This window comes from Hydrotalea sp. GW822-HT8A01, from assembly GCF_058798575.1.
This window is the reverse complement of the sequence record NZ_CM179506.1, coordinates 2,406,703-2,430,884: the sequence shown is the minus strand read 5'-3', so window position 1 is coordinate 2,430,884 and position 24,182 is coordinate 2,406,703. Positions and strand designations below refer to the sequence as shown.

At 40.2% G+C, this 24,182-nt stretch carries 29 protein-coding genes, 1 tRNA gene and 1 pseudogene; 10 read left to right on the top strand and 21 right to left on the bottom strand.

All coding sequences use genetic code 11. The features are described 5' to 3' along the window. The first annotated feature begins 7 nt into the window (after positions 1–7). From AC3QLY_RS10780 to AC3QLY_RS10765, 4 genes are all read left to right on the top strand, one after another. Complete coding sequence (locus tag AC3QLY_RS10780) at positions 8–442, top strand: DUF3872 domain-containing protein (protein ID WP_298938993.1); 435 nt, start codon at positions 8–10, stop codon at positions 440–442. Between the two features lie 203 nt (positions 443–645). Next, positions 646–924, top strand: a complete 279-nt coding sequence (locus AC3QLY_RS10775; protein ID WP_298938992.1) for a molybdenum ABC transporter permease — start codon at positions 646–648, stop codon at positions 922–924. A gap of 399 nt (positions 925–1,323) precedes the next feature. Beyond that, positions 1,324–1,554, top strand: a complete 231-nt coding sequence (locus AC3QLY_RS10770) for a hypothetical protein (protein WP_326991490.1) — start codon at positions 1,324–1,326, stop codon at positions 1,552–1,554. 21 nt (positions 1,555–1,575) lie between these two features. Then, complete coding sequence (locus tag AC3QLY_RS10765) at positions 1,576–2,025, top strand: response regulator (RefSeq protein WP_298938990.1); 450 nt, start codon at positions 1,576–1,578, stop codon at positions 2,023–2,025. Positions 2,026–2,338: 313 nt separating this feature from the next. Here AC3QLY_RS10765 and AC3QLY_RS10760 read toward each other — a convergent pair whose 3' ends face one another. The 13 genes from AC3QLY_RS10760 to AC3QLY_RS10700 all read right to left on the bottom strand — a co-directional run bounded on the left by AC3QLY_RS10760 (position 2,339) and on the right by AC3QLY_RS10700 (position 11,011). After that, positions 2,339–3,145, bottom strand: coding sequence for a PRTRC system ThiF family protein (locus tag AC3QLY_RS10760; protein ID WP_298938989.1), 807 nt, complete (start codon positions 3,143–3,145; stop codon positions 2,339–2,341). Further along, on the bottom strand, positions 3,142–3,855 hold the full coding sequence (locus tag AC3QLY_RS10755) for a PRTRC system protein B (protein WP_298938988.1): 714 nt from the start codon (positions 3,853–3,855) through the stop codon (positions 3,142–3,144). Before AC3QLY_RS10755 ends, AC3QLY_RS10760 begins: the two co-directional genes overlap by 4 nt. Positions 3,856–3,866: 11 nt before the next feature. After that, on the bottom strand, positions 3,867–5,021 hold the full coding sequence (locus AC3QLY_RS10750) for a hypothetical protein (protein WP_298938987.1): 1,155 nt from the start codon (positions 5,019–5,021) through the stop codon (positions 3,867–3,869). Positions 5,022–5,040: 19 nt separating this feature from the next. Continuing rightward, positions 5,041–5,259: a PRTRC system protein C gene (locus AC3QLY_RS10745; RefSeq protein WP_326991489.1), complete on the bottom strand. Its 219-nt coding sequence runs from the start codon at positions 5,257–5,259 to the stop codon at positions 5,041–5,043. A gap of 32 nt (positions 5,260–5,291) precedes the next feature. Continuing rightward, the gene (locus AC3QLY_RS10740) at positions 5,292–5,819 is read right to left on the bottom strand and encodes a PRTRC system protein E (protein ID WP_298938985.1); all 528 of its coding nucleotides are present in this window, start codon (positions 5,817–5,819) and stop codon (positions 5,292–5,294) included. Beyond that, positions 5,816–6,031 carry a hypothetical protein gene (locus AC3QLY_RS10735; RefSeq protein ID WP_298938984.1) on the bottom strand — a complete coding sequence of 72 codons (216 nt, stop codon included), beginning with the start codon at positions 6,029–6,031 and terminating at the stop codon, positions 5,816–5,818. The genes AC3QLY_RS10740 and AC3QLY_RS10735 overlap by 4 nt, the downstream gene beginning before the upstream one ends. A gap of 13 nt (positions 6,032–6,044) precedes the next feature. Continuing rightward, positions 6,045–6,704, bottom strand: a complete 660-nt coding sequence (locus AC3QLY_RS10730) for a DUF8835 domain-containing pootine (RefSeq protein WP_298938983.1) — start codon at positions 6,702–6,704, stop codon at positions 6,045–6,047. Between the two features lie 31 nt (positions 6,705–6,735). Beyond that, positions 6,736–6,930 carry a hypothetical protein gene (locus AC3QLY_RS10725; RefSeq protein ID WP_298938982.1) on the bottom strand — a complete coding sequence of 65 codons (195 nt, stop codon included), beginning with the start codon at positions 6,928–6,930 and terminating at the stop codon, positions 6,736–6,738. Further along, a complete protein-coding gene (locus tag AC3QLY_RS10720) occupies positions 6,927–7,106 on the bottom strand; it encodes a hypothetical protein (RefSeq protein ID WP_298938981.1) in 180 nt (59 codons plus the stop codon). The genes AC3QLY_RS10725 and AC3QLY_RS10720 overlap by 4 nt, the downstream gene beginning before the upstream one ends. Before the next feature lie 53 nt (positions 7,107–7,159). Beyond that, positions 7,160–8,233 carry a DUF932 domain-containing protein gene (locus tag AC3QLY_RS10715; protein WP_298938980.1) on the bottom strand — a complete coding sequence of 358 codons (1,074 nt, stop codon included), beginning with the start codon at positions 8,231–8,233 and terminating at the stop codon, positions 7,160–7,162. Positions 8,234–8,277: 44 nt separating this feature from the next. Next, entirely contained in the window at positions 8,278–8,658 is a 381-nt protein-coding gene (locus AC3QLY_RS10710) for a single-stranded DNA-binding protein (RefSeq protein ID WP_298938979.1), read from the bottom strand. Positions 8,659–9,276: 618 nt separating this feature from the next. After that, on the bottom strand, positions 9,277–10,482 hold the full coding sequence (locus tag AC3QLY_RS10705) for an MFS transporter (RefSeq protein WP_298938978.1): 1,206 nt from the start codon (positions 10,480–10,482) through the stop codon (positions 9,277–9,279). Then, positions 10,466–11,011: a Chromate resistance protein ChrB gene (locus AC3QLY_RS10700; protein ID WP_289034492.1), complete on the bottom strand. Its 546-nt coding sequence runs from the start codon at positions 11,009–11,011 to the stop codon at positions 10,466–10,468. The genes AC3QLY_RS10705 and AC3QLY_RS10700 overlap by 17 nt, the downstream gene beginning before the upstream one ends. Positions 11,012–11,352: 341 nt before the next feature. Here AC3QLY_RS10700 and AC3QLY_RS10695 point away from each other — a divergent pair, with 341 nt between their 5' ends. The 3 genes and pseudogenes from AC3QLY_RS10695 to AC3QLY_RS10685 form a co-directional block, all read left to right on the top strand. Further along, entirely contained in the window at positions 11,353–12,822 is a 1,470-nt protein-coding gene (locus AC3QLY_RS10695; RefSeq protein WP_289034496.1) for a recombinase family protein, read from the top strand. A gap of 227 nt (positions 12,823–13,049) precedes the next feature. Continuing rightward, a complete protein-coding gene (locus AC3QLY_RS10690) occupies positions 13,050–13,466 on the top strand; it encodes a recombinase family protein (RefSeq protein ID WP_289034498.1) in 417 nt (138 codons plus the stop codon). 10 nt (positions 13,467–13,476) lie between these two features. Continuing rightward, positions 13,477–14,262: pseudogene (locus AC3QLY_RS10685) on the top strand (recombinase family protein); the annotation flags it as partial. A 730-nt stretch (positions 14,263–14,992) separates the two neighbouring features. Here AC3QLY_RS10685 and AC3QLY_RS10680 read toward each other — a convergent pair. After that, positions 14,993–15,066: transfer RNA gene (locus AC3QLY_RS10680), tRNA-Pro, on the bottom strand. Between the two features lie 20 nt (positions 15,067–15,086). Between AC3QLY_RS10680 and lpxB the strand changes: the two genes are divergently transcribed. Further along, the gene (lpxB, locus tag AC3QLY_RS10675; protein WP_492989740.1) at positions 15,087–16,328 is read left to right on the top strand and encodes a lipid-A-disaccharide synthase; all 1,242 of its coding nucleotides are present in this window, start codon (positions 15,087–15,089) and stop codon (positions 16,326–16,328) included. A 76-nt stretch (positions 16,329–16,404) separates the two neighbouring features. Here lpxB and AC3QLY_RS10670 read toward each other — a convergent pair whose 3' ends face one another. From AC3QLY_RS10670 to metX, 3 genes are all read right to left on the bottom strand, one after another. Further along, positions 16,405–16,587 (bottom strand): DUF6728 family protein, encoded by a 183-nt coding sequence (locus AC3QLY_RS10670; protein ID WP_074417689.1) that lies wholly within the window; start codon positions 16,585–16,587, stop codon positions 16,405–16,407. Between the two features lie 41 nt (positions 16,588–16,628). Further along, positions 16,629–17,897, bottom strand: a complete 1,269-nt coding sequence (locus AC3QLY_RS10665; protein ID WP_492989739.1) for an alkaline phosphatase family protein — start codon at positions 17,895–17,897, stop codon at positions 16,629–16,631. An 84-nt stretch (positions 17,898–17,981) separates the two neighbouring features. Further along, positions 17,982–18,998, bottom strand: a complete 1,017-nt coding sequence (metX, locus tag AC3QLY_RS10660) for a homoserine O-acetyltransferase MetX (protein ID WP_074420224.1) — start codon at positions 18,996–18,998, stop codon at positions 17,982–17,984. A gap of 67 nt (positions 18,999–19,065) precedes the next feature. On the opposite strand from metX, the gene AC3QLY_RS10655 reads away from it, so the two are divergent. Both AC3QLY_RS10655 and AC3QLY_RS10650 read left to right on the top strand, forming a co-directional pair. After that, on the top strand, positions 19,066–19,491 hold the full coding sequence (locus AC3QLY_RS10655) for an OsmC family protein (RefSeq protein WP_218331183.1): 426 nt from the start codon (positions 19,066–19,068) through the stop codon (positions 19,489–19,491). A gap of 181 nt (positions 19,492–19,672) precedes the next feature. Continuing rightward, positions 19,673–20,845 (top strand): trans-sulfuration enzyme family protein, encoded by a 1,173-nt coding sequence (locus AC3QLY_RS10650; RefSeq protein ID WP_492989738.1) that lies wholly within the window; start codon positions 19,673–19,675, stop codon positions 20,843–20,845. Between the two features lie 17 nt (positions 20,846–20,862). Here AC3QLY_RS10650 and AC3QLY_RS10645 read toward each other — a convergent pair whose 3' ends face one another. From AC3QLY_RS10645 to AC3QLY_RS10630, 4 genes are read right to left on the bottom strand one after another with little or no spacing between them, the layout of a single operon-like run. After that, positions 20,863–22,014 carry a glycoside hydrolase family 130 protein gene (locus tag AC3QLY_RS10645; protein ID WP_218331181.1) on the bottom strand — a complete coding sequence of 384 codons (1,152 nt, stop codon included), beginning with the start codon at positions 22,012–22,014 and terminating at the stop codon, positions 20,863–20,865. Further along, entirely contained in the window at positions 22,001–22,675 is a 675-nt protein-coding gene (locus tag AC3QLY_RS10640; protein WP_492989737.1) for a response regulator transcription factor, read from the bottom strand. The genes AC3QLY_RS10645 and AC3QLY_RS10640 overlap by 14 nt, the downstream gene beginning before the upstream one ends. After that, the gene (locus tag AC3QLY_RS10635) at positions 22,675–23,469 is read right to left on the bottom strand and encodes a sensor histidine kinase (RefSeq protein WP_492989736.1); all 795 of its coding nucleotides are present in this window, start codon (positions 23,467–23,469) and stop codon (positions 22,675–22,677) included. Before AC3QLY_RS10635 ends, AC3QLY_RS10640 begins: the two co-directional genes overlap by 1 nt. Beyond that, positions 23,424–23,879: a hypothetical protein gene (locus AC3QLY_RS10630; protein ID WP_141676736.1), complete on the bottom strand. Its 456-nt coding sequence runs from the start codon at positions 23,877–23,879 to the stop codon at positions 23,424–23,426. Before AC3QLY_RS10630 ends, AC3QLY_RS10635 begins: the two co-directional genes overlap by 46 nt. Positions 23,880–24,182 lie beyond the last annotated feature (303 nt).

Genomic DNA, 24,182 nt, shown 5'->3' with positions numbered 1-24,182 from the left:
ACAAACAATGAAACGATTATTGAATAAAAGCAAATTTCTGTGGATGCTTGTCCTGGTCTTTACAAGTGCCATCATGTTATCATCCTGTGATAAGGACGAATTGGAGATACAACAAAATTACCCGTTTGAAGTTAAAGTGATGCCTGTTCCCGCAGACATGGCGAACGGACAGACCGTTGAAATAAGGATTACCATACAACGTGCGGGCAACTTCAGTGACGCCCAGTATTACATCCGATACTTTCAGTTCGAAGGCATAGGAGCCTTACGATACTATAATGAAACGCCATACCTGCCCAATGATCTCTACCCATTACCGCAGACACAGTTCAGGTTATATTATACATCGGCTTCTGCGGTGTCGCAATCCTTTGATATTTGGATTTCTGACAATTTCGGTAATGAAAAGCAGTTGAGCTTTCAATTCAATAGTAGCGACTAAAATTGAGGGGTATAAAAAATCGAACAAAAGTCCTCGAAGTATTTTTTATGATCGGGGACTTTTGCTGTTTGCGGACTTTTGTCACTTGATTTTTCGCAGGAACCGCACTCCGGCAGAAGGTCTTGTAATGGAATACATTCGGAATAGAAAATGGCGATTAATTTTCTTAAATTTATACTTGTGAAATTGTAAAGATTAAGAATATGGTTGCATCATTGGTATTGGGTATTATAGCGCTGGTGTTGGGCTTAGTTCTGCGATATTGGATTAATCGGCGGAAATTTTACCGGCGCAGTCCTACCGGCGCTGAGGGCTTTTCATCTTATGAGAAGTCGGTTGCCATTAAGTTTATTGAACGGGTTGGCAAATGGATAGCTTATGCCCTGATTATTTTTGGGTTATTATTTTTATGGAGCTATTCAAGGCAGAAAAAGGCAAAAGAAAAAGCATCTCAAAACGTAGAAACACAAAATTCTCGGTAAGCATACGATAACAAATCTTAAAGTAAATCGGATACCTTGAAAGGGTATCCGATTTTTTTTGCTTATAGAACTGTAAATGTAAAAAGTGGCGCATCTGAATGCTGCTTTTTTACACATCGAGGCAATTCTGTGCACTCCAAAGATGCATCATTTTAAAAATAAAGAGGAGTTTGGTATCTTTGCAGAAATATATTGAAAATCTTAAAGTGTTTTTGCTTTAAGTCTCGATACTGAAAACTGGTAATTTTTATATCTCCGAGACAATAAGTAAGAACGCTCATGCTATGGCGTGGGCGCTCGCTTATTCGGAGACAGGCATACCAGTGCCCCAGTATCGGTAAGTGTGGTTGCCTGCGCTTTTTTTTGTACAGTGCTCCACTAAACCCAAAAAACAAGAATATGGACACTGGCAGCAAAAACTATCCCGCCCTGAACATTCCCGCCGCTGAGCTATCTGCTTTTACAGTGTGTATTGACCTTTTTATCATCTCCCTCAAAAATGGAGAATTGATCCGGTTTACGCCCGATGATGTCGGGCGATTTTACGACTGGTTAATCTCTCATAGCGTGAGGGATATAAGAACGACCGATTTACTCAATGATGCTGCTAAAAATGAAGAGATGTCTTAACTCAAATAAAAATGGAAAACTATGAGCGAACAAAAAATAATAAAAATAGCTATTATAGATGACCACGATCTACTCAGGGAGAGTATCTGCCAGTTTCTCAAAGATCATGGTCTTGAAACTGTGTTTGAAGCCGAAAACGGCCAGTTGGCATTGATAAAAATGGAAGCCTGTGAAATGCTCCCCGATCTGTGTATTGTTGATGTCAATATGCCGGTTATGGATGGATTTGAGACGGTCAAATCACTACGGGCAAAATATCCATTACTGAAATTCTTGGCGTTCAGCGTAAACGATGATGAGAATGATGTGGTGCAAATGCTTCGCAATGGGGCCGATGGATATATCCTGAAAGGCGCAGATCCCCAGGAACTGGCAAAGGCAATCCGTGTTATCTGCGATGGGGGACGTTATTTCAGTGCTGGTATATGCGAAGTAGCAAAGGAATATTTTAAACCTCGATTACAATCATAGGTTTCTTTGCTACTTTCTTTTTCGCCATCTCACGAAAGAAAGTAGTCTTGGTCGGTCGGCAACAACAGCGGCGTTCTTTTGCTTCTTTTCTTTGGTCGCTTATATGGAAAGAAAAGAAGTCTGCCAGAATAAAGAAAGGGATAACGAATATCCCACAAACATGAGCGCAACCTGTTTTTGTAAAATGCTCAAAGAGATATTGTGCATCGGGGACATTTTACCAAAGGGGTTGCTCCGCTTTACAGCAAAAAGACTGCCCCGCCCGTCGGCAGGGAGTGTCTTTTTGCCCGCCCCGATAGCCATCGGGGGCGGGTCAGGCTATGGGAATGGGCTGTGTGCGGAACTCCCCGATATTATGAAAAAATCCCCTGTATGGTGTTAGACCTTTACGGAACAGGTTCCATAACAAGGAACATCCCATTTGAGCAAGCGAGCCGTTTATGTACAAATCCTGCTTTTCCAATGCTTCCGCCAACGAACAGCTTGGCGTGTCGTCCTGCTCTTCGGCTTGCTTCAATAGGTCGCCAAATTCTTCGGTAACAAAAGGCATGACGGCTGCTGTTTCATATCGCTCGGACTTGGGTTGCCGTATCTCCCTGATAGTGGATAGTATGACCTGTCCAGTATAAAGGGTATTACCAAAGTCAAGCCAATAGCTTGGACGGTTTGTATAATACCTGCCGCTGTTCATTTTTTTCAATATATCGGCTATTTCAAATCTTGCTGCTACGCTATCAACGCAGGTAATAAAAATATTCGCCTCTGCATGTTCGGGCAACCTACCTAAACTGTCTCTTTCAAATTTTCGATTTTCTGCTTTCCAGTTTGTACCCTCGCAACGGTTTGCCCTATTTATCAGGGCTACCGATTTATACAGTCCTTTTTCACATTCCGAAAAACGCTGTCGTCCCAAATTTGCTTCCGTTACAATATCATCGTCCCATAACCGAACGTGCAAACCTGCATGTCCCAAAGCTATAAGGCTATGATTCATTTCCAACAAGCCTGTAAGAACTTTCGAGCCTGTACCACCTGCACCGATCAGGTTTACCGTTACAGGATTGGTGGCGTCTATTAAATCGCTGTCCGTAAAATGGACTTTTATTTTATCTGTATTCATTGTAAAAAATCGTTTAAGGTTATGTTACTCTTTTTCAGTACCTCTTTGGGAAATACATCTCCAGTTGCGATAAGATGCTCCCAAAGGCTTACACAATTGCCGTTAATCGGATTGTAGTCCTGCATCAGATGGCTGAAATAGGAATTAAAAAAGTAGCCTTCCCACGCGGTGATAAATTCCTCCAGTGATGCGGTTTTCTTAATACGCACATCCACCGTCCCCATACATACATTTCCTTCCTCGTACACGTTAAAAAATGGCGCATTATAAAGCGTTGTACGTGTGGTGGGTCTGCGGTTGGATGCCAATGCAAAAACATACAGGCTGTTTCTGCCTGCCACCCACAGCATCGGCGGTACATGGGCGGTTCCTTTGGGAATGCCCAACTTTTCGGTAAAGTATAGTTCCCTTTTCATGGTTTTGGTAAACCATATCGCCATGCCTTTCTGCGGGTCAAGGTGTAAAATGTGGTTACCCAAAATGCCGTTAACTTTCAGGCAGGGTTCTTTTTCTTCCTTTGCCGTCTTCAATGCTTTTGCCAGTTGGTTTGCTTCCCTTACCGTCAATGGATGGGCATTGATGGGTGTACCATTGCTGTCCATGTCGAAGTATTCCACATAAGTATCTGTGTTGGTTCCTTTCGTTTGATAGAATACCAAAGCAGTTTTGGGGTGGTACAGCGTTCCGAAGTTTCCTGTTATATCGTTCATCGTTTCTTTTTTTAAATGTTGCTTAGTAGGTATGCCAGTTCCTCCATTAAGATGAACAAGCGGTTTTCAAAATCGAGATTGTTGCCCGCTATGTCGTTTCCGTCAAAGCGCTTAATAATAATAGGTTCCTCCATTTGCCCGTATTCCTGTAAATCCGTATTTACACATTGTTCGAGGTTTTCGTTTAACCAGCCTTTTCCATCGGCACAAAATGAAACGTACTTATCCATTGGAATGACGTTTTCCATGTCGTCTTCTTCGGCTTCGCCATTGGGTCGGGCATTGCGAAATACTTTTTCATTAGGGTATCGTTGATATAGTTCAAACGCTTCCTGGGCAAGTTTCAGGCAATCGAGGTCTAAGGCATCTGCGGTTTTAAGCCTTGCAAGACGTTGCCCGAAAAATGTAAGGTTGGCAAGGTGGAAAATTTTCTGTTCCATGCGGTCTCCAATCCATTCAGCCTGTTCTAACTCACTTAGGTAGATGCTCGTTTCGTCCGTATATTCATCACTTACTACCCATTCCTTCAACATCTCGTACTGCCAGTACAGGAAGCTGTTTTCCTGCCTGTAATACGGTATGTCCGCTATGTGGTACAGGTAAGTACATACCGATAACAAAAGCTGTGCGGTATATTTCCTTTTTGGGTTTTTGAGCATTCGGTACAAAGGCACTACGGGAATATAGAACAATGTAGCACCTGTATTGTATCGTTCCTCGCTCGTCAAATATGTTTTCCTGCTATCCTGTAGGAGTTTAATTTCTTCCCAATCCCTTACGTTTCTTCCCAACCGTTCCTGCGTGTCCCATAATGCCAATGCGATATTGTACGGATAGCCATAAGACTGCGTTTGCATGGGCTGTATGGCGTAATGCTCGGCAAGTTGGGAAAGGGACTTATAAAAATCCCTCTCCGTTTTTGCAGATTTCCCACAAGCCTGTACGGTTTCCGTTTCTTTCAGCTTTGGCAGGAAGGAACATTTTAGAAAACCATTGGCAACATGGTTATTGGTACGGACTGTCGCTTGTCCTTTTGTATCTCTGCTGCATACTTTGGACGGATCATCCAGTTTGCGAACTCGCTCAACTGGCGGTGCAACCGTTTTTGCTTTGGCTCTTTGGGTAGGCATATCGTACCCGATATGATATGTTGTTGCATAAGTCATCGTTTTACTATTTTTTAGATTAACCTTTTGTTCCCATTACGCTCTCAAAACGGTACTGCACCGTATCTTCCCTGATAGCAGGTGCGGATATTTTTGCAGTGGTGAGTATCGGGTAGGTATTGGAATAGAAATTCAATACTGCCTGTACGCTCCATTGGGGTTCGGGGTCTGTCAACCTGATTTCCTGCCCTTTGTCTTCAAACAGGAATATGCGTTCTAACTGTGTTGCTAATAACATGATTGCTGATTTTTGGCGTTGAACAATTTGTTTTACTCTGCTTGCCCGAATAGGCTCGGTGATGCGAACTTGTCGGACAATTGCGATTTACGTTTGCGTATTGCCTCGGCGTTTTCGGGGTATTCGGTTGGGTCGGGTACTTTCATCCATGCTTCACGGTGTTTGCCCTCTTTTTCCAGTTCATCCGCTTTTGTCATTGCTTCTTTGTACTTCTTGTCCCTTGCTTCCTTTTCCCTGCGCTCTTTGTCTGCTTTTTCCTTCTCCATAGCAGATTGCTTTTGCGCTTCCTCCAATTGCTTTAAAAAGGCTTCCATGTTCACCATTAATCCCGAAGCCTTTTCAATAGGTGCGGTTATCCGCTCAAAATATCCCTCGTCCAGTTCTTCTGCCGTTCCCTTTAAATTGAGTGGAACTATGGTGTGCTTTGCATCGTCTCCGCAATGCTCATTGTTTAATTGTGTGGTAACAATAAGGGTATTATCTGCACCCTTTGAAATAACCAGATGCAAATCACCTGTAATGTTCATTTGTGTTATCTGCTTGAAAAAGTTTGCGTTCATTTCTTTAAGTTTTTATTATTCATTAATTGTTTTTTTAATGACATGAGTTTCTCGTGTATATCTGTCCAGTAGGCGCATTGCCTGTTGTCGAAATCAGAAAAACTTTTGTCCTCGTGCCTGTATGCCTTGTATTCGGCTGTTATCCTGATCGCTTTGTCAAGGTCTGTGACCTCAATCGGGTGGCCATTTAAATCTGTTATAGATAGTTTCATTGTTGCTGATTTTTTATTCGGCATAATTACAAAGCCAGTCAGTATGCACTCCGTTTGGCGTAAAATGATACTCGTTCGCTTCTATGGTTTCTTGTATGGCTTCATCGCTTATCAAATAATCATAAGTACATTCAAGGCACTTGTATAGATAGTTGTTTAACTGCTCTAAAGTCCGCAATACCCACACGTCCAGTTTTTCGATTTCAGCCTCAATTAAAGCGTGTTGCCTGCCGCTATCCTTATGTAAATAACTTTCAGAGTAATACGCTACATAATAACCCATGTGGGGTTTGTCTGTCCACATTGGCATTTCTATTGTCCTGTTTTCGATAAGTTTTATTACACGCCTGTCAATGGTACATGGCTGTATGTTCAGCTCCAGTGTGGGGGCATAACTTTTCCAAGCCTGTTCCGCTATACCTTTAATGAATGCTGATACATCAATATTTGAAATGAAACAACTCCCGTCTCCCTGCGAATAAAATCCTCTGAAATAAATCTCTTTCAGGTTTATACGGATGCCAATTAATGAGCAGATAGTTATAAAATCCTCGCATTCGCTTTCCCACCAGTTATGATCGGTGTTAAAGAATCTAAAATGCTCCGTTGCTTTGTCCTGTGCTTCCTTTTCCAGTTCGGAAAAGGTGTATAGCTTTATACTAATCGTTTTCATTTTCTTTGAATTTTTAATATTAGGAGTGTAATTATTCAGAAGTAAAAACCCCATTGATATAGTAGCCGATTAGCTGCTCCCACAGTCGTATTAAACTATCGGTATCTACGTAGAAAGATTCTGTTCGGTTACAATGAATGATATATATAGCCACATCTTTGTTATCTTTATTCAGGCTTTGTGCTTTTGCGTAACTTTTCGCTTCGTCTATTGATTTTGCTTTCATATCTCACTTTTTATATCGTTATCAACTTTTTTTATTTTAACAATAGCGCTTGGGGGGCATCCTTCTGCTGCCGTTATCTGTTCGATTACTCCTTGCTCTCCGTTTAGTGATACAACCCTAAATCGAATTTTGCCATTGTCGTGTTTTACGGTTGCTATAAAGGTTTCGAGTATCATTCCTGTAATTTTTTTAAGGGCGACCACCTTTGCAGGCGGTCGCCTGTGGTTACTTAATTGAGTTCAAAAGCGTCTGCCCCGATTTTCTCGAATGAGGTACACAGTTCAAAGGCTTTTTGGGTCTTTAACTGTGCAGTACCGCCCAATACAATGCTCTGTAATTTGGCTTCGCTGTCTTTGTAATTCCTTACGTTCTGATAGTAGCCTGTCACGGCATTGTACGCTCCGAACAAAGTGCCTTTGGTGGTTTCCATCTGCTGTGTATCGCTTATCATTGCATAGGCAAAGGCATCATCAACGGTATTTTTGAACACAGTGGAAACTTCTTCCTCTGCACCTTTTTTGAGCAGGTCAAGGGTTTCCTTGTTGGGGCAAAGTGCAAGCTGTATCAGTTTCTTTACTTCGCTATCCGTTACCCTTACTTTTGTCCAGTTGTTGAAAATGTCCTGTAATTGGTTGCTGAGGGTGTTTGCCAGTCCCATAACCTTGTGCGCATTCTCCAAGCGTTGTTTAGCGCCTGATGTATGCTTAATACGTACCACGTTGCTCATGTTGCGAAGCGAAGCGTTAAGGGTATTTTGGCAAACGATACGGATGGGCGTAAACGCTGCCGTAATACTTCCGCTTCCATCGTGGGAGGTTGTCAGGAAGATGTATTTTTCTGTAATATCATCACCGTTGCCAACTCGTATATAGTCGGGCAGTTTTGCCGTAATAAATATGCGCTCACCGTTGCCCAATGCACCTGCTGTTTCATACAGGATGCCGTCCCCACCGCCTACAATGGCATCAAAGAAATTGAACGCTTCGCGATTCTGCACGATATGGTAATCCTTGCCTACAACGCCTAATACTGCATTGTTGTCGCTTCGGATGTTGGCGAAGTAGTTGGGAACGTCCAGTTCGCTGTATCCTACTTCGATACCCTGTGAAGTTTCTATGATGTTTGAGCCTTTGGTGAACAGCGGACTTTTGATGACTTCGTAATCAAGCCCTGCATATCGGATTGCTTCTTCACTTGTGGGATAGTCCTGTACGATCTGCCCCAAGCCGTGCCATGCTTTTTCCTGAACGCTGAAGAAACTGTATTTACCTGTTCTGCTGTTGAAATTGAGATTATGTGCCATGATGTTTTAAATTTTGAATTGTTAAAAAAATGATCGATTGCTGTTTAAAATGGTAGGTCGTCTTCCTGTGTATTGCCTGTGTTCAGTTCCGTAGTAGCCTGTGGCGTTTCGCTTCTTCTACCTCCTGCAAGCGGTTTGATGTTGGAGGTATGGAAGTTTAGTCCTGCTCTCGGTTCTCCGTCCTTGCTTACCCACGCCCTTGTACTTACCCTGCCTGTGAGTTCCACCAGTAGCCCTTTGGTGAGCATCTTCACCACGTTCGGGGTTATCCAGTATGAGCAGTCGAAGAAGGCGGTTTGCTCCACTCGCTCGCCCTGTTTGTTCTTGTAGCTGTCGTTTACCGCTACGGAAAAGTTTACTACCTGTTTGCCGTTTGACGTTGTGCGTACTTCCGCATCCCTTGTCAGTCTTCCTGTGATGTTCATGATTGTTGATTTTTAGCGTTATTGAATTTGTTCTTGTCTGATTTTTTTTGATTTATTCGGCAATGAGAGGAGGTGCTGTTTCGTTTCACTTTGTTGCCGTTTCCAATGCTGTATTTTTTCACTTCTGACATTTTTTTTATTCGTGTAAAGAGCCGGAGTATGCTATGTTTCGTTTCACGAGCAGGAAAGGTTAGTGTTTAGGGGGCACAAGGTTTTGGGAAAAAATACTACCCAAGGGGTGGAGATTTTTTTCCAAACTTGCATGACCTTTTGCCCCCGTTAAGAACACGGTCATACCTTTGCTCTTGAAACGAAACAAAAACAGCATACTGGCTCTTGAATAAAAAAAATCCGTGGAAGCAGTGAAAAAGGCATTAGGAAACGGCCTGGAGTGTATCAAAACAACACAACCAATTCGTTGAATTTTCTAAACCTTTTTTAAAAGTTTGTGGCTGTAAAAGCCACACAACAGAGGGGAGATATTTGAAAATGAAGAAGCGTTTTTATAGATAGGTATTATCGCTTCAAAATGGGAAATATGGAACGATGGGTAGTTGTTACAATCGTATGTTGTTTTCCCTGGTTTTAATGAAGAAGTCCCGCAATTGATCGTGAAATTTATTTCAATTCTTTGTAAAGGAATAGGAAAGACAACAAGGCTAAAATCTGAACGCAGGCAACAAACCATAAAATGAGGGGAATGCTTATTTGATATAAATACCCTATTGAAGTGCTTCCTAAGAACCAGGCTAATCCATAAGCAGTGTAAAAGATGCCATACGCAAATGCTCTTCTTTTTGCTGTTACTATATCGGCAATCGCAGCTCTCATAATGGTTTCATGAATGGCCATTGCGACACCCCATAATACAACGCTGACCAGTACCCAATTGAAGGAGTGTGTAAATGCGGCAAAAGCAATCGGAATAGTTATCAGTGGAAGCAGACCTAAAACCTTCAGTCCGGTTTTATCATATATTTTACCAATAATCAATGCAGCTACTGCATCAACTCCCATTGCAATAGCATAAAACAAAGGAATCTGTGTGTCAGTTATGACAGCATTTACTTTCAGGTGATAAGCAATAAGTTGAAAATTGGCAAAGCCTAAGACACTTAAAAAAGAAAATAGCATATAACGCCAAAATTTTGGACTTAATTTTTGGGGCAGAGCCGATAGCTCTTCTTTTTCTGTATGATCGTCTTCCAATAATTCAGGTTTGGGTACTTTTATTCGTGCTATGAGTAAAAAAATAATAGTGAGTATAGCTGGTATCCAGAGCAGGGTAAATCCCGTTCTGTATGTTCCGTGCAAAAAGAAGACTATCGAAAAAAGTAGCGGGCCTATAATCCCGCCTATCTGATCGATAAATTCATGTACCGCAAATCCGAAACCTCTTCCGGTATTGGATGTTGCAAATGAAAGCATGGTATCTTTAGCAGGAGATCTTACAGCCTTTCCAAGTCGTTCCAGCACTACAAATAATGCTGCTAATTGCCAATTATTGGTAATGGCAAGCAATGGAATTGATATCAATAGTCCATAACCGACAAATGTTATAGTCCAATATGATTTTGTTTTACCAGCAATATAACCCGACACCAGCCGAAAGGCATAACCAATAAATTCCCCCAAGCCGCTTACTAAACCTACCATTGCAGAACCGGCTCCTAAAATAGCGAGGTACGGTGATGCGATGCTTCGCCCGCCTTCGTAAGTAATGTCACCGAACATACTAATGATACCAAATAGTAAGATGAACTGCCATGACCTTCTTCTTAAATTGGACTGGCGAGGTAGGACAATGTTATTGATTTTCTTCATGCGCGTTATATACTTTCCGGGCATATTCATCCAATATAACCTGGCATTCCATGAGTTTATGGCCTGCTGTTACAGCAAGCGCCGCTCCATAGAAATCCAATTTCTTAATCTTGTCAAACCATGTTTGCAGTTTCTTTAAGTCCACATCGTTTTCTTCAAGTTCTGCGTAGGTGAAATGCTTGGCTTTAGTTTCTTTTTTAATTTCGGCATCAAAGTCGGCGCATTTCCCTAAAAATTCCTTGTATTCTTCGTCTCTGTCTGCCTTAAACCGGCTGACAACTTTTTGTTCCTGAGTCTTATCTAAGCCAACAGTTTCTAACAGAACACTTTCGCCCTTAATCCTGGCAATATCGTTTTCTATCAACTTCAATTGCCTGATATGTTCCGTTGTTTTAGGTAGGAGACAAATACTGTTTTGCAGATATACAGCACCGAGTGCTTTCAATTTGCGCCATAAAGCGATCCTGTTTTTTGATGGTTCCGGCGGTACTTTGTACGTTAACAGCAACCAGGCATTGACCTTAATCATGATACAAATGTAATGTAACGGTCGTTACATTTAATGTGTAATAATATTTTTTATAGCAAACAGCATTTTACAGCTCTATGAGGCGTCCCGGATAGCCAAATGCTTCCACTCGCTGCCACATTTGAAAACCCGCCACAACTCTTTGATAATTTAAACTTTCCATAATTGTCAAGAGTAGTGAATAAGATGAATAACAGTTTTTCAAACAGCAAGATGACACCCGAAAAGCTCATTAAAATGTTTAATGGAGAGGCTAAGGAAATGAGCAGTGAGGATGCAGCAAAGCTGTTGTTGTTTTTAAAGAAACTGGCCAGGATTGTGGTCGTAAAATATTTAGAGAGATGAAAAAGGACAGGGAACCTATCGCTGATCTATATATCCGCGTAAGCACCGATGAGCAGGCGGACAAAGGTTATTCGCAAAGAAACCAGGAGGAAATGTTGCGGAAATATTGTGACAACCATTCTATCGAGATCCGTAATATTATTTATGAAGATCATTCCGCAAAATCTTTCAACAGGCCGGAGTGGAAGAAATTAATTCAGCAACTTAAAAAGCACAGAAATCGGATAGACTTGATCTTGTTCACAAAATGGGACCGATTCAGCCGCAATGCCGGCGATGCCTACCAAATGATAAATGTGCTGCGTGACCTCAACGTTGAGCCGCAGGCTATTGAGCAGCCTTTAGATTTGTCTATACCGGAGAATAAAATGATGCTGGCATTCTATCTTGCCGCACCTGAAGTTGAAAATGACCGCCGTGCCCTCAATGTTTTTTACGGAATGAGACGGGCAAAGAAGGAAGGTCGTTATATGGGACTTGCTCCGGTGGGTTATAAGAACAAAGTTGATGAGACAGGCAATAAATACATCGCTCCAAAGCAACCTGACGCATCAATTCTTTTATGGGCTTTTGAACATATAGGCAAAGGGGCTTTCAATACAGCACAGATTTGGAAAAAGGCTAAGGATAAAGGTCTAAGATGCAGCAAAAATGCCTTTTGGCAATTGATCAGGAATCCGTTGTACTGTGGAAAGATTTTTATTCCCAGGTTTAAGGATGAGGAAAGTTATTTTGTAGAGGGGCAGCACGAGGCAATTATTACAGAAGAATTGTTTGATCGTGTGCAGGACGTTTTGGACGGTCGTGGTAGAAAATACAGACCAAAGATTGAGACGCAGCGGGAATTTCCCCTGAAAGGCTTTCTTATATGCCCCGAATGCGGAAAGCTGCTTACAGCAAGTAAATCAAGAGGAAGAAGTCGGCATTATACTTACTACCATTGTTACCGAGGATGTTCACACCGGATTAATTCTGAAAAAATAACAAAGGCTTTCGACGATGAGCTGAAAAGATACGTACCCAAAAAGGAGATATTGGATATTTATCATAGGATAGTGTGCGAAACTTATTATGAAATGACAAATGATATTCAGGTCTCAAAAAAACAGGTCTTGGGCCAGATAAATGAATATGAAAAAAGAATGTCTCACATTAGGGACCTTCTTGCAACGGATAAGATAGAGGCATCGGATTACAACGATTTTAAAGCTCAATACAGTTCCACGATCGAGCAGTTAAATATAAAAGTCGATGGCCTTAACGCAAAATTTCCTTGTCTGGAAGGGCTTCTTTCATCGGGATTGGAGAACCTCATGAGGTTGGATAAGATATTAGGAGAAGGGAATAATGAAGATGTACGAGCCATCGTAAACATGATATACCCTGATAAACTAACCTTTAATGGGAATGTTTTTTCAGTGGGAAAAGTAAACGTAGCATTGAGTTATAGTTATCATCTTAGATAATGTGTAAGGTCAGGATCTTCCAAAAGAACCTCAACAGTTTTATCTTTCTGCTTTCATCATTTAGAGCATCCTGGAAGGGATGCTTTTTTTGTGGCCAAACACGCTCTCATTAACCTTCCTGGCTTTCAAACCCACTATGGGTAATCCTTGCCTTCAAATATTACAGCTAAACAACTATTTCTGTCGGCCAAATAACGTAAATTAGTGCCAAACAAAGACACTAAGATATGGAGAGAAGTATAAGAAAGCGAGCGGTGTCCTATTTGCGGGCTGCGAAAATCGAAATGGGAAATTTCGATTCGCTTATTCGACAAAAGGCGACTATTGAAGAGTATTGTTTGAAGAACAATATTGAGTTAGTAAATGTCTTTTGGGATGTTTCATCCGGAAATAATTTCAATCGAAAAGGCTGGAAGGAATTGGAGGTTTATCTAAGCAACAATCTTGGAAGAGCCCAACTTCTGATAAGTGTAGATTCATCTCGCATAGGAAGGAATTATGCGTTGTTTGCAACAGAGCAAGAACGTTTCAAAGGGCTATACGATGTGGATTTTTGTTTCTGCGCTGACAGGAGTAAACTTCAAGATTTGACAACTGAACAATTATTTGGTAGGTTATTTAACCAACCGATAAAGGGCAATTAAATTATAGATCATGGTAAATATTGCTGATTTATACATTCGGGTAAGTACCGACGAGCAAGCCGATAAGGGGTACTCCCAGAGAAACCAGGAAGAGATGCTGCGCAAATATTGTGAGAGCCATTCCATCATGATTCGTAACGTTATATACGAGGATCATTCTGCAAAGTCTTTCAACAGGCCACAATGGAAAAGTTTGATACAGGGTCTGAAAAAGAAAAAAAGCAATGTTAATCTGATATTGTTCACTAAATGGGATCGGTTCAGTCGTAATGCTGGTGATGCTTATCAGATGATTAACGTGCTGCGTGGATTTGGCGTGGAACCACAGGCGATAGAGCAACCATTAGATCTTTCCATACCGGAAAACAAAATGATGCTGGCATTTTACCTTGCCGCCCCGGAAGTGGAGAACGACAGGCGTGCCTTGAATGTTTTCTATGGCATGAGAAGGGCGCGTAAAGAGGGGCGATATATGGGTCTTGCACCCGTAGCTTACATTAATAAGACAGAGGAAAACGGGAGAAAATATATTGCTCCACTGGAACCTGATGCGTCGATACTACGATGGGCCTTTGAAGAAATAGCAAAGGGTATCTTCAATACGGAGCAGATATGGAAACGGGCTAAAGAAAAAGGGTTGAAATGTAGCAAAAATGCTTTTTGGCAGGTAATACGAAACCCTCTTTACTGTGGTAAGATTTTCATCCCTCAATTCAAGGATGAAGAAAGTCGCTTTGTAAAAGGACAACATAAAGCCATTATATCGGAGGAATTATATTATGAGGTGCAGGATATCCTTGATGGCCGAGGAAGAAACTACCGTCCAAAAGTCAAAACCCTTGATGAGTTTCCAATGCGCGGATTTCTGATCTGTCCTGAATGTGAAAAATTATTAACAGGAAGCAAGTCTAAAGGGCGTACAAAATACTATTCCTATTATCATTGTGTTGGTGCGTGTAAGCATAGAACAAATGCAGAAATAGTGAACGAAGCTATTTTGAAAGATCTTGCGAGCTTTGTTCCTGAAATTGGTGACATGGCATTCTATCAGGAATTGATCATCAAGGAGTACCTTAATAAGACGAATGAAGTTCAATTTGAAAAGAAAGAAATTCTGCTTCAAATAAAGGATTATGAAGATAGACTTTCACACACAAGGGACCTTCTTGCAACACGTCAAATAGACGCCGATGACTACCGTGATATGAAATCACAGTACAGTGCAAAAATATCAATGCTGGAGTCACAATTGACACGAATGAATAATGATGCTGATAATGTTCAAATCCTTATAAAACGAGGGGTTAAAAGGGTTTTTGAAATTAAGGAAGCGCTAAAAGACGGATGTTTATCCGAGATAAGAAAAGATGTTGGTTCAATTTACCCTGAAAAAATCGTTTTTGAGGAAAGCAAAGTTCGAACCGCCCGGCGTAACGATTTCATTCAATACATCAATCTGATTAACAAGAAGTTACGACAAAATAAAAACGGGACAAAAGTAGATTTTTCTACTTTGTCCCGTCAAGTCGGGATGACTGGATTCGAACCAGCGGCCTCTTCGTCCCGAACGAAGCGCGCTACCGGGCTGCGCTACATCCCGTAACATTCCATTTAAAATAAGTGTCGCAAAAATACAAACAATACGCTATTAAAGAAAAAAAGCTGAAGCATGTTTTAAATCTGTTCAATGAATATGTATTGCTTTCAAAATTATCTTTCTCATCCCAACCTGCTTATCTTTACCCGGCCATGAAATACTATGTTATTGCAGGTGAAGCCAGTGGTGATTTACATGGCAGTAACCTGATTAAAGAATTAAAACAATTAGACCACTCAGCAACCATTCAGTGCTGGGGTGGCGATTTAATGCAAAAGGCCGGCGCAACATTGGTAAAACATTATCGTGACCTGGCTTTTATGGGCTTTGCAGAAGTTATTAAAAACCTGCCTGCCATTTTTAAAAATATTGCTTTTTGCAAGCAAGATATTATTCAGTTTGCACCCGATGTGCTGGTGTTGATTGATTATCCGGGATTTAATTTACGCATTGCTCAATGGGCCAAAACAAAAAACATTAAAGTAGTTTACTACATTTCTCCGCAGGTGTGGGCATGGAAGGAAAACAGGGTAAAGCAAATGAAACGCTGTATTGATAAAATGTTGGTCATCCTTCCATTTGAAAAAGATTATTACCAACAAAAATGGAGCTGGCAGGTAGAATATGTGGGCCACCCGCTGGTAGATGTTATTGAACAATATCAAAACAATACACCACCAATAATTACAGCGAACAAGCCTATTATTGCCATTTTACCCGGCAGCCGTAAACAGGAAATTGAAGTTAAATTACCGGTTATGCTACAGGTAGCTGCGCATTTTCACAATTTTGAATTTATAGTAGCACAGGCACCGGGGCAGGATGAGGCTTTTTACGCTCCTTTTTTAGCACCTTATCAAAACGTTTCAATTGTAAAAAATAATACTTACGGATTGCTTTGCAGCAGCAAAGCTGCATTGGTAACCAGCGGCACAGCTACTTTAGAAACGGCTTTATTTGGCGTGCCTGAAGTAGTTTGCTATAAAGGCAGTGCCGTTAGTTTTGCCATAGCAAAACAATTGGTTAAAATAAAATATATTTCGTTGGTCAATCTGATTATGGATAAACCCGTTGTAAAGGAATTGATACAACAGGATATGAATGTGACAAATATCATAACTGAGCTTACTGCAATTTTAACAGATGAACATAGATTGCAAATAATGAAAACAGATTATGCTGCCCTAAAAACATTGCTGCAGGCGGGCGGGCATGCTTCCTACAAAGCCGCAAAGTGGGTTTTTGAAATAGCTCAAAAAAGCTGAATAAAAATCAAAACGTACAAAAGTGCTACGCAACGGCAGTTACATAGTGGTGCCGGATCCGGTAACATAAACTATCTTAACCTTTATGCATCATGGGTATAATCACTAATTTAAACAGCATGATGATGAGTGCTACAATAAACATAAGCAGTGATATACGGTTCATGCCATGCATATACTTTAAATAGGTGGTACGCGGTTGGTTGGGATCGCGTTTTTTAATAAACAGATATTGAAGTATTTGATTCCAGATGCCCATAATTTTTTTTATTGAAACAAGCAGATGCCTGTTTTGTTGTTTTACTGTTTTAAAATTGGTGCTAAAACTTTTAATTGCCCGTCAATCGCATCGCTTTGATACTGCAAACCCAGCACTTTGGCAATTAATGGATAAACATGTATGTTTTCGAAGCCACGAATGGTATAATGCTTTTTAAAAGCCGGTCCCCATGCATAAAATGTAGCCCTCATTTCAGGCATATCATTATCATATCCATGTTTGCCTGGAGTAATTTTTCCGGAACCTAAATTAAAAACTTTAGGATAATGTGGCACCAATAAAATATCGCCCACCCGGTTAAAATAATCGTTAGATTGGTTGTAGTGCCAGCGTTCGGGTATTTCGTTGGCCAAATACACACTAAAACCTTTCTCCTGTATTTTTAATTTTTGGTAAGTAGGTAAAATAGCTGCTCTGTTTTTAGCGTACAAATGCAATAACATATTGCTGCGGGGAATGATAAAATTATTGGTATCAATGGCAGAAGGAAGCGGCAAAGTGTTGTTTACATCCACATCGGCCATGCCATGGTCTGATAAAAAAATATAATTTACCGGCAGGTTTAAAGATGCAATAGCGGTAGTTAATTTGGCAATGGCTTCATCTACAAAATGAACAGCATCGACAGTTTGCTTTCTATTTACGCCATACGTATGCTCTGCATGGTCAACTTCCGGCAAATAGAAAGTTATAAAGTGGGGGCGCTTTTCAGGAGGTAATTGCAACCAATTTTTTACCACAGCAATGCGTTCATCAATTCCAATTTTATCATTGTAAATATAATAGTAGGTAGGTCTTACCCCTTGAATTGCTGCTTCAGAAGCTACCCAATAAAAACTGGCAGAAAGCATTTGTTGTTGCTCGGCCAATACCCACAATGGTGTGCCACCATACCATGAGCTGTCGGCCACTGCTTTTTTATTGCCCATGGTGTACAACTGGCCTTTGTTAATATCGTAAAAACTATTATCCACCAAACCGTTGTGTGCAGGATACAATCCGGTAATAATAGCATAATGGTTGGGAAAAGTTAACGAAGGATATGAAGGCTTCATGTATTCGGCTTGCACACCGGCAGCGCGAAACTGCTGCAAATGTGTGGCATGAAAACTATCGGCCAAATCATAACGAAAACCATCGGCCGAGATGAGAATAACATAAGGTTTTTGTTGTTGTTCGGCACTGTTGAACCGTCCCGAAACCACATGTTGCAGGGTATCCTGCGCCAAAACTTGTTGTGCCGTAAACAGACACAGGAACCCAAAAAATGATTTCAGCAAATGTTTCATGCGATATATTTAAATTTATATGTAACAATAATGTAGAAATTTCTGTATGCATTTTTTTATTTGTAACATGCTTTTAAGGCAAATTTATTCTTGCATCCATTGTTGTAAATAACGGGCAATTTGTTCGGTTTCTATAATAAAGCCATCGTGACCAAATGCAGAATCAATTTCAACCAAAGTGGCATGGGGCATGTGTTGTGCCATAAATTGCTGTTCTGCAACCGGGCATAAAATATCGCTGGTAATGCCCATAATTAAGGTTGGAGTTTTGAGTTGCTGCAATACACGGATTAAATCTCCTCCCCTGCCCCTGGCTAAATGATGGCTATCCATTGCTTTGGTTAATAGCCAGTAACTATAAGCATTGAAACGATTCACCAATTTATCGCCCTGGTAATTCAAATAAGAAGATGCTTTGAAATGGTCTATTTTTTCAGGGTCAGGATCCGTTTGTTTTTGCTGAAAAGTATCATAATTGCGATAGGTAAGCATACCAATAGCTCGGGCAGCTTTTAGGCCTTTGGCACCGGCCTGGGGATGTGCTTGTTGCCAGGTGCAGTCGGCTTCAATGGCTAAGCGCTGAGCGGTATGTACTGCAACGCCCCAGGCACTTTCAGAAGGTGAAGTGGCAATCAAAAATAAACGTTGCACAACGGCAGGCTCTATTACGGCCCATTCTAAAGCCTGATATCCGCCCATGCTACCACCCATTAATAAATGGATAGAGGCAATACCCAAATGCTTGCGCAATAAGATATGTGCCTGTACCATATCGCGAATGGTAATGCCCGGAAATGTTCCGTAATAAGGTTGTTGTGTAACCGGATTAATGCTTAAAGGCCCTGTTGTACCATAACAGGAGCCAATAATATTAGCCCCTACAATAAAATATTTTTCCGGATCTATATAACAGCCCTCACCTACCAAACCCTTCCACCAGGCAGCTGCATCAGCATTGGCTGTTAAAGCATGGCAAACCCATACCACATTATTTTTTGCTGCATTGAGCATACCATAAGTGGTATAAGCAATGGTTATGCCGGGCAATACAGATCCATTCTCTACTTTAAAATCATCCTGGTATTCAAAAAGTTGCGTCATATTAATTCCGGGTTTCAACAGCAAAATAAGTACATGATTAATTTACATTTGCAGAAATCTTTTACAGATGACAACAATTGAAGTGAAAAGAGCAGATAATGCTTATGCTTTTGTAGGTACAGACAGTAATGGACACACTATCAGAACAGATGGTGCAGTTGAAATTGGCGGACATAACAGCGGTTTTAGGCCCATGCAAACCCTTTTAATAGGCTTAGGGGGATGCAGTGGTGTTGATATTGTTTCTATTTTAAAAAAACAAAGGCAGGAAATTAATGATTTTACTATGACCATTCAGGCCGAACGCGAACAGGGTAAAGAACCGGCTTTATGGAAATATGTACACATTCACTTTGTTTTTAAGGGAACTGTTGATGCAGAAAAGGCCAAAAAAGCCTGTGCCCTTTCTATAGATAAATACTGCTCGGTTGCTGCCACCTTAAGAGCAGCCGGGTGCACCATTGAATGGGATGCTGAAGTAATAGCAGATTAAGGTATTGTGCTATTAAAATTAGTTTTTGTTTGAAACTCATGGCTAATGGTGTTTCAGTAAACTCTGTATAACTAATGGCTGTTGAGCCAGGTTTATTGAAACCTATTTCCAGTAAGCTTTTCAGAGCTTAATAGAACAACGCATTAGCAGATTAATGTTTTTAAATTAAAAAATGTAGGTTATGCAACAAGATAAAATTACACAGGCCATTCGCATTCAAACAGAACGCACCAATGAAATGGAACATAGCACGCCTCTATTTTTAACCAGCAGCTTTTGCTATGATGACGCAGAAGCCATGCGGGCTGCATTTGCCGACGAAACCAATGATAATATTTACAGCCGTTTCAGTAATCCGAATGTACAGGAATTGATTGATAAGGTTTGTGCTTTAGAAGGTGCTGAAGCCGGATACGCTACCGCTTCGGGCATGAGTGCTGTATTTGGCTCTTTCATGGCTTTATTAAAGCAGGGTGATCATTTGCTTGCCTGTAACAGCATTTTTGGCAGTACCCACACTGTTATTACAAAATACCTGAACAGATACGGTATTGAATACAGTTATATCAGCACTAATGCTTCAGCAAATGAATGGGAAGCAGCCATAAAACCCAATACCAAAATGATTTATGTGGAAACACCCACTAATCCTGGTTTGGATATTTTAGATTTATCGATGCTGGGAAGTTTGGCCAAGAAAAATCAGATTATTTTAAATGTTGACAATTGCTTTGCAACGCCCATTATACAACAACCAATTGATTTTGGTGCTGATCTGGTGATACATTCTGCCACCAAATGGATGGATGGCCAGGGCCGGGTTTTGGGTGGTGTAGTAGTTGGCCGAAAAGATTTGATCAAAGAAATTTATGCATTTTGCAGAAGTACCGGACCTGCACTATCGCCATTTAATGCATGGGTACTAAGTAAAAGCTTAGAAACATTAGAAGTAAGAATGGAAAGGCATTGTGCCAATGCGCTTTTTCTGGCAAATGCATTAGAAGGCCATGGTAAAATCGCTTCACTGCGTTATCCATTTTTACCTTCGCACCCTCAATATGCCATTGCACAACAACAAATGCAGAATGGTGGCGCTATTGTTTGTTTTGAATTAAAAGGTGGATTAAATAGCGGCAGAAAATTTTTAGATGCATTACAAATGTTATCGTTAACTGCTAATTTAGGCGATACCAGAAGCATTGCTTCACATCCGGCCAGTACTACCCATGCCAAATTAAGTGATGCAGAACGATTAGCTGTTGGTATTACACCCGGCTTAATTCGTATTAGCGTTGGTTTAGAACACAAAGAAGATGTTTTAGCCGATATTGAACAAGCCTTGCAATATTGTTAAGAATGAAGTAATAATGGTTAAGGACAGGTTGCTACAGCAATTTTTGAATCAGCTGTACCATAGTACAAGAACCATTGTTGCTTAAAATGAACGAGGCCTTCAATAAAACAAACATGGTTTACCTGTCCGTTGATTTCATAAGGCTCAGTTGGTTTCATAAAGTATTGCTGTAGGCGGTGTTGTAACTGTAATGGATTATTTTTATTGAATAAGGCCTGTCCGGCTGCATAAGTACCCTCCGGCAAAGTGGTATCGCCAATTGCAGGAATATTTCGGCCATTATACAGCAAGCGAATACCGTTAGGTGTAAGCATTGCTGCAGGACCTGATTCCACCAAATCACTATCAAATTTGCCTTTACGGGTGGGTAATGCTATTTGCAATTGCGGCATATTTTGCGCCTGCCCTCTTAATGCAATAGCAGCTTGGGTGCCTTTTGGCATTTCCACCGGTTTCCAATGAATTAAATCGTGGGAGGTAGCACACCATATGTATTGATCGCCCCAATACATCCAATATTGGCCTTTTATTTTGGTGGCAATAATGTTATTGTTGGTATAAGCAGCAACAATAGCACCTGATTTAGACCATACATTCAGGTATTTTCCGCTATACGCATTTACAAATGCAGGGCCTTGTTTTTTCCAATGCATTAAGTCGGTGGAAGTGGCCACCATTAAACGGGCTAAATGCCCATCAAAAGCGGTATAGGTTAGGTAATAAGTACCATTTTCATCCATAACAATACGAGGATCTTCACATCCGCCGGGCCATTCATATTTTTTAAATGCATCATTATCTGGAAACAGCACGGGCTTTGGTATTTTTGTAAAATGAAAACCATCGGTACTAATGGCCATGCCTATGCGTGAGGTACCGGCGCTATCTTGCGCACGGTATAACATAAACACCGAATCATTTTTTACAATCATGGCCGGATTAAACACATGTGCTGCTTCCCAAAAAACTTTGGTTTGGGTTACCGGATCAGTAAAGGCGAGTTTTCCGGGTAATAAAATAGGGTTGTACGCATTGGCTTTTGTAAAGGGCAATAATGCCCATGCATCATTATATACTGCAGTTTGCGCCAATAGTCTATTGAGAAAGGGCTGCATGATAATCCATACAATAAAACAATAGGCAGGCAAAAGTTTCTTACAAAGTTTCATTCCCCAAACTTACCAGTTTATTTTTTATGGCAAACAAAGCCAGCCCCACCCTATTTTTGATTTCTAATTTTTCTGACAATGACTGGCGATAGTTTTCTACTGTTCGTTCGGCTACACCCATGGTCTCAGCAATTTGTTTATAAGTAAGTTCCGTAGCACACAATCTTAAAAACTCTAATTCTTTTTGGTTTAAATTGTATTGTTCATACCAATCCTCTATATGGCGACCAGATTTTAAGGATTTAATTAATTTATCAGATACCAACTCATTGCTAAAAAATCCATCACGATGAATGGTAGTAATGGCTGTATATAATTCCTCAAGTGAAGATTCTTTCAGTAAATAACCTCCTGCTCCGGCTTTTAGCATCTTAATAATATCGGTACTTTCATCAAACATGCTCAAGGCCAATACTGCAGTTTGGGGATAATTGCTGATAATCCATTCCGTTGCATCAAACCCGTTTAATCCCGGCATTTTAATATCCATTAAAACAACGTGTATGGGTTGATGCTCGGGTAATAAAAACTGTAATTCCTTGCCATTCGAGGCTTCAAACACAATCATTAAATCATCAAACTCCTTCAACAAAGCAGCAATACCACTTCTAAATAGTGCATGGTCATCAACCAAAGCAATTCTAATAGGTTCCCTTTCCATTATTCACAGGGTATATTAAATATTATACAAGTGCCTTTACCCTTACGGGTAATAATATTCATGTTTCCATTCAAAAGGGCAATGCGTTGTTTCATGTTATGAATACCCATACCGGTAGACTGAAAGTTTTTCTCATCATAAACAAAGCCCTTACCGTTGTCGTTTATTTCTAACATTAAACTATTCTCTTTTATACCTAAAAATATAAAAATTTCGGTAGCATCGGCATGCCGAATGATATTACTTAAACATTCCTGCACCAAGCGATAAACAAACAAGTTTGCATAAGGATGAGAAAGATTAAAATTTTCGGGTAAATTGTTTTTGAACTCAATTTTCAAATAATCGTTCCGCTGAAACCACTGTACCTCTTGTGTAATAGCTTCTACTATACCATTTTCAATCAATTTCTCGCCCTGATATAATTTAGCCAGTAGCCTTAATTCTTTAATGCTACGCTTAATTAAATCCTGAGCAACTTGTATTTTTGTGGCAGCTTTGGCATCTTCTTTAATATTTACAGAAGCCAGGGTAACATTAGTTAGGCTTAATAGCTGGCCAATATTATCGTGCAAATCGGCTGAAAAATTTTGTAAAGTTTGTTCCTGCACTTCTAATTTGGTTTGAATTAATTGTTGCTCAAACAATTGGCTCATTTGATTTTTTTCAGCCTCGTATTTCTTTTTTTTTCTGGCATAAGCAATTACCTGCACTACAATGTAAAAAGCCACCAGTAGAAATACAGCAGTTAGGCATAGGATGATGAAGATGATATAGTTTCCCGATACTTGCATATAAACGCATAAATCCAGGCACCATAAAAAAAGACGTTGAAAATTACCCGGAGTGTGTTAATGATTGAAATACCTAAGTTATTGCCATCTGAAAGATACAAGGCAACAATATAGGAAAAAAAGAGGTTGATAAAAAAGCTGGCAAATTGGTACACAAATAAACCGGTAACTAACCAAAAAACATAGTCGGATTTGGCGTGTACAGCAATTTCTAACTGAATAAGCCTGTAATAATATACAAAACCCAATACCATAAAATAAAAGGAAGTAAAAGTATGACTGAAAAAAACGAAGGAATGGTTAAACCCTCTATTGTAAATAATTTCACTAATATATATCAGTGAAAAAATAAAGAGTCCGGCATTGGGCCAAATACGCCATTGTAAATAGGCCGGAATATTCTTTTCCATAATTTTTACCAGTAAAAAAAATTCGATTGGTATAAATACATTATATAATAATATATTATGAAAGCCATAATGCGCCGTAATTTTACCGGTTATTTCTGTAAAAAACGTTAAAACATACAGTATTTTTAAAAAATTCAGGCCGGGAAGCCTGGAATTTTTCAATTTAACAAAAAGGTAATACCCGCCAATTAGCAGCAGTAAAAGCTCGATATACACTAAAAATCCGGTCATTGAGGGTTATTATATGTAAAAATAAGTGATTTCACTACGTAGAAATACGTTTTTTTGGATGCACCTTTTAAA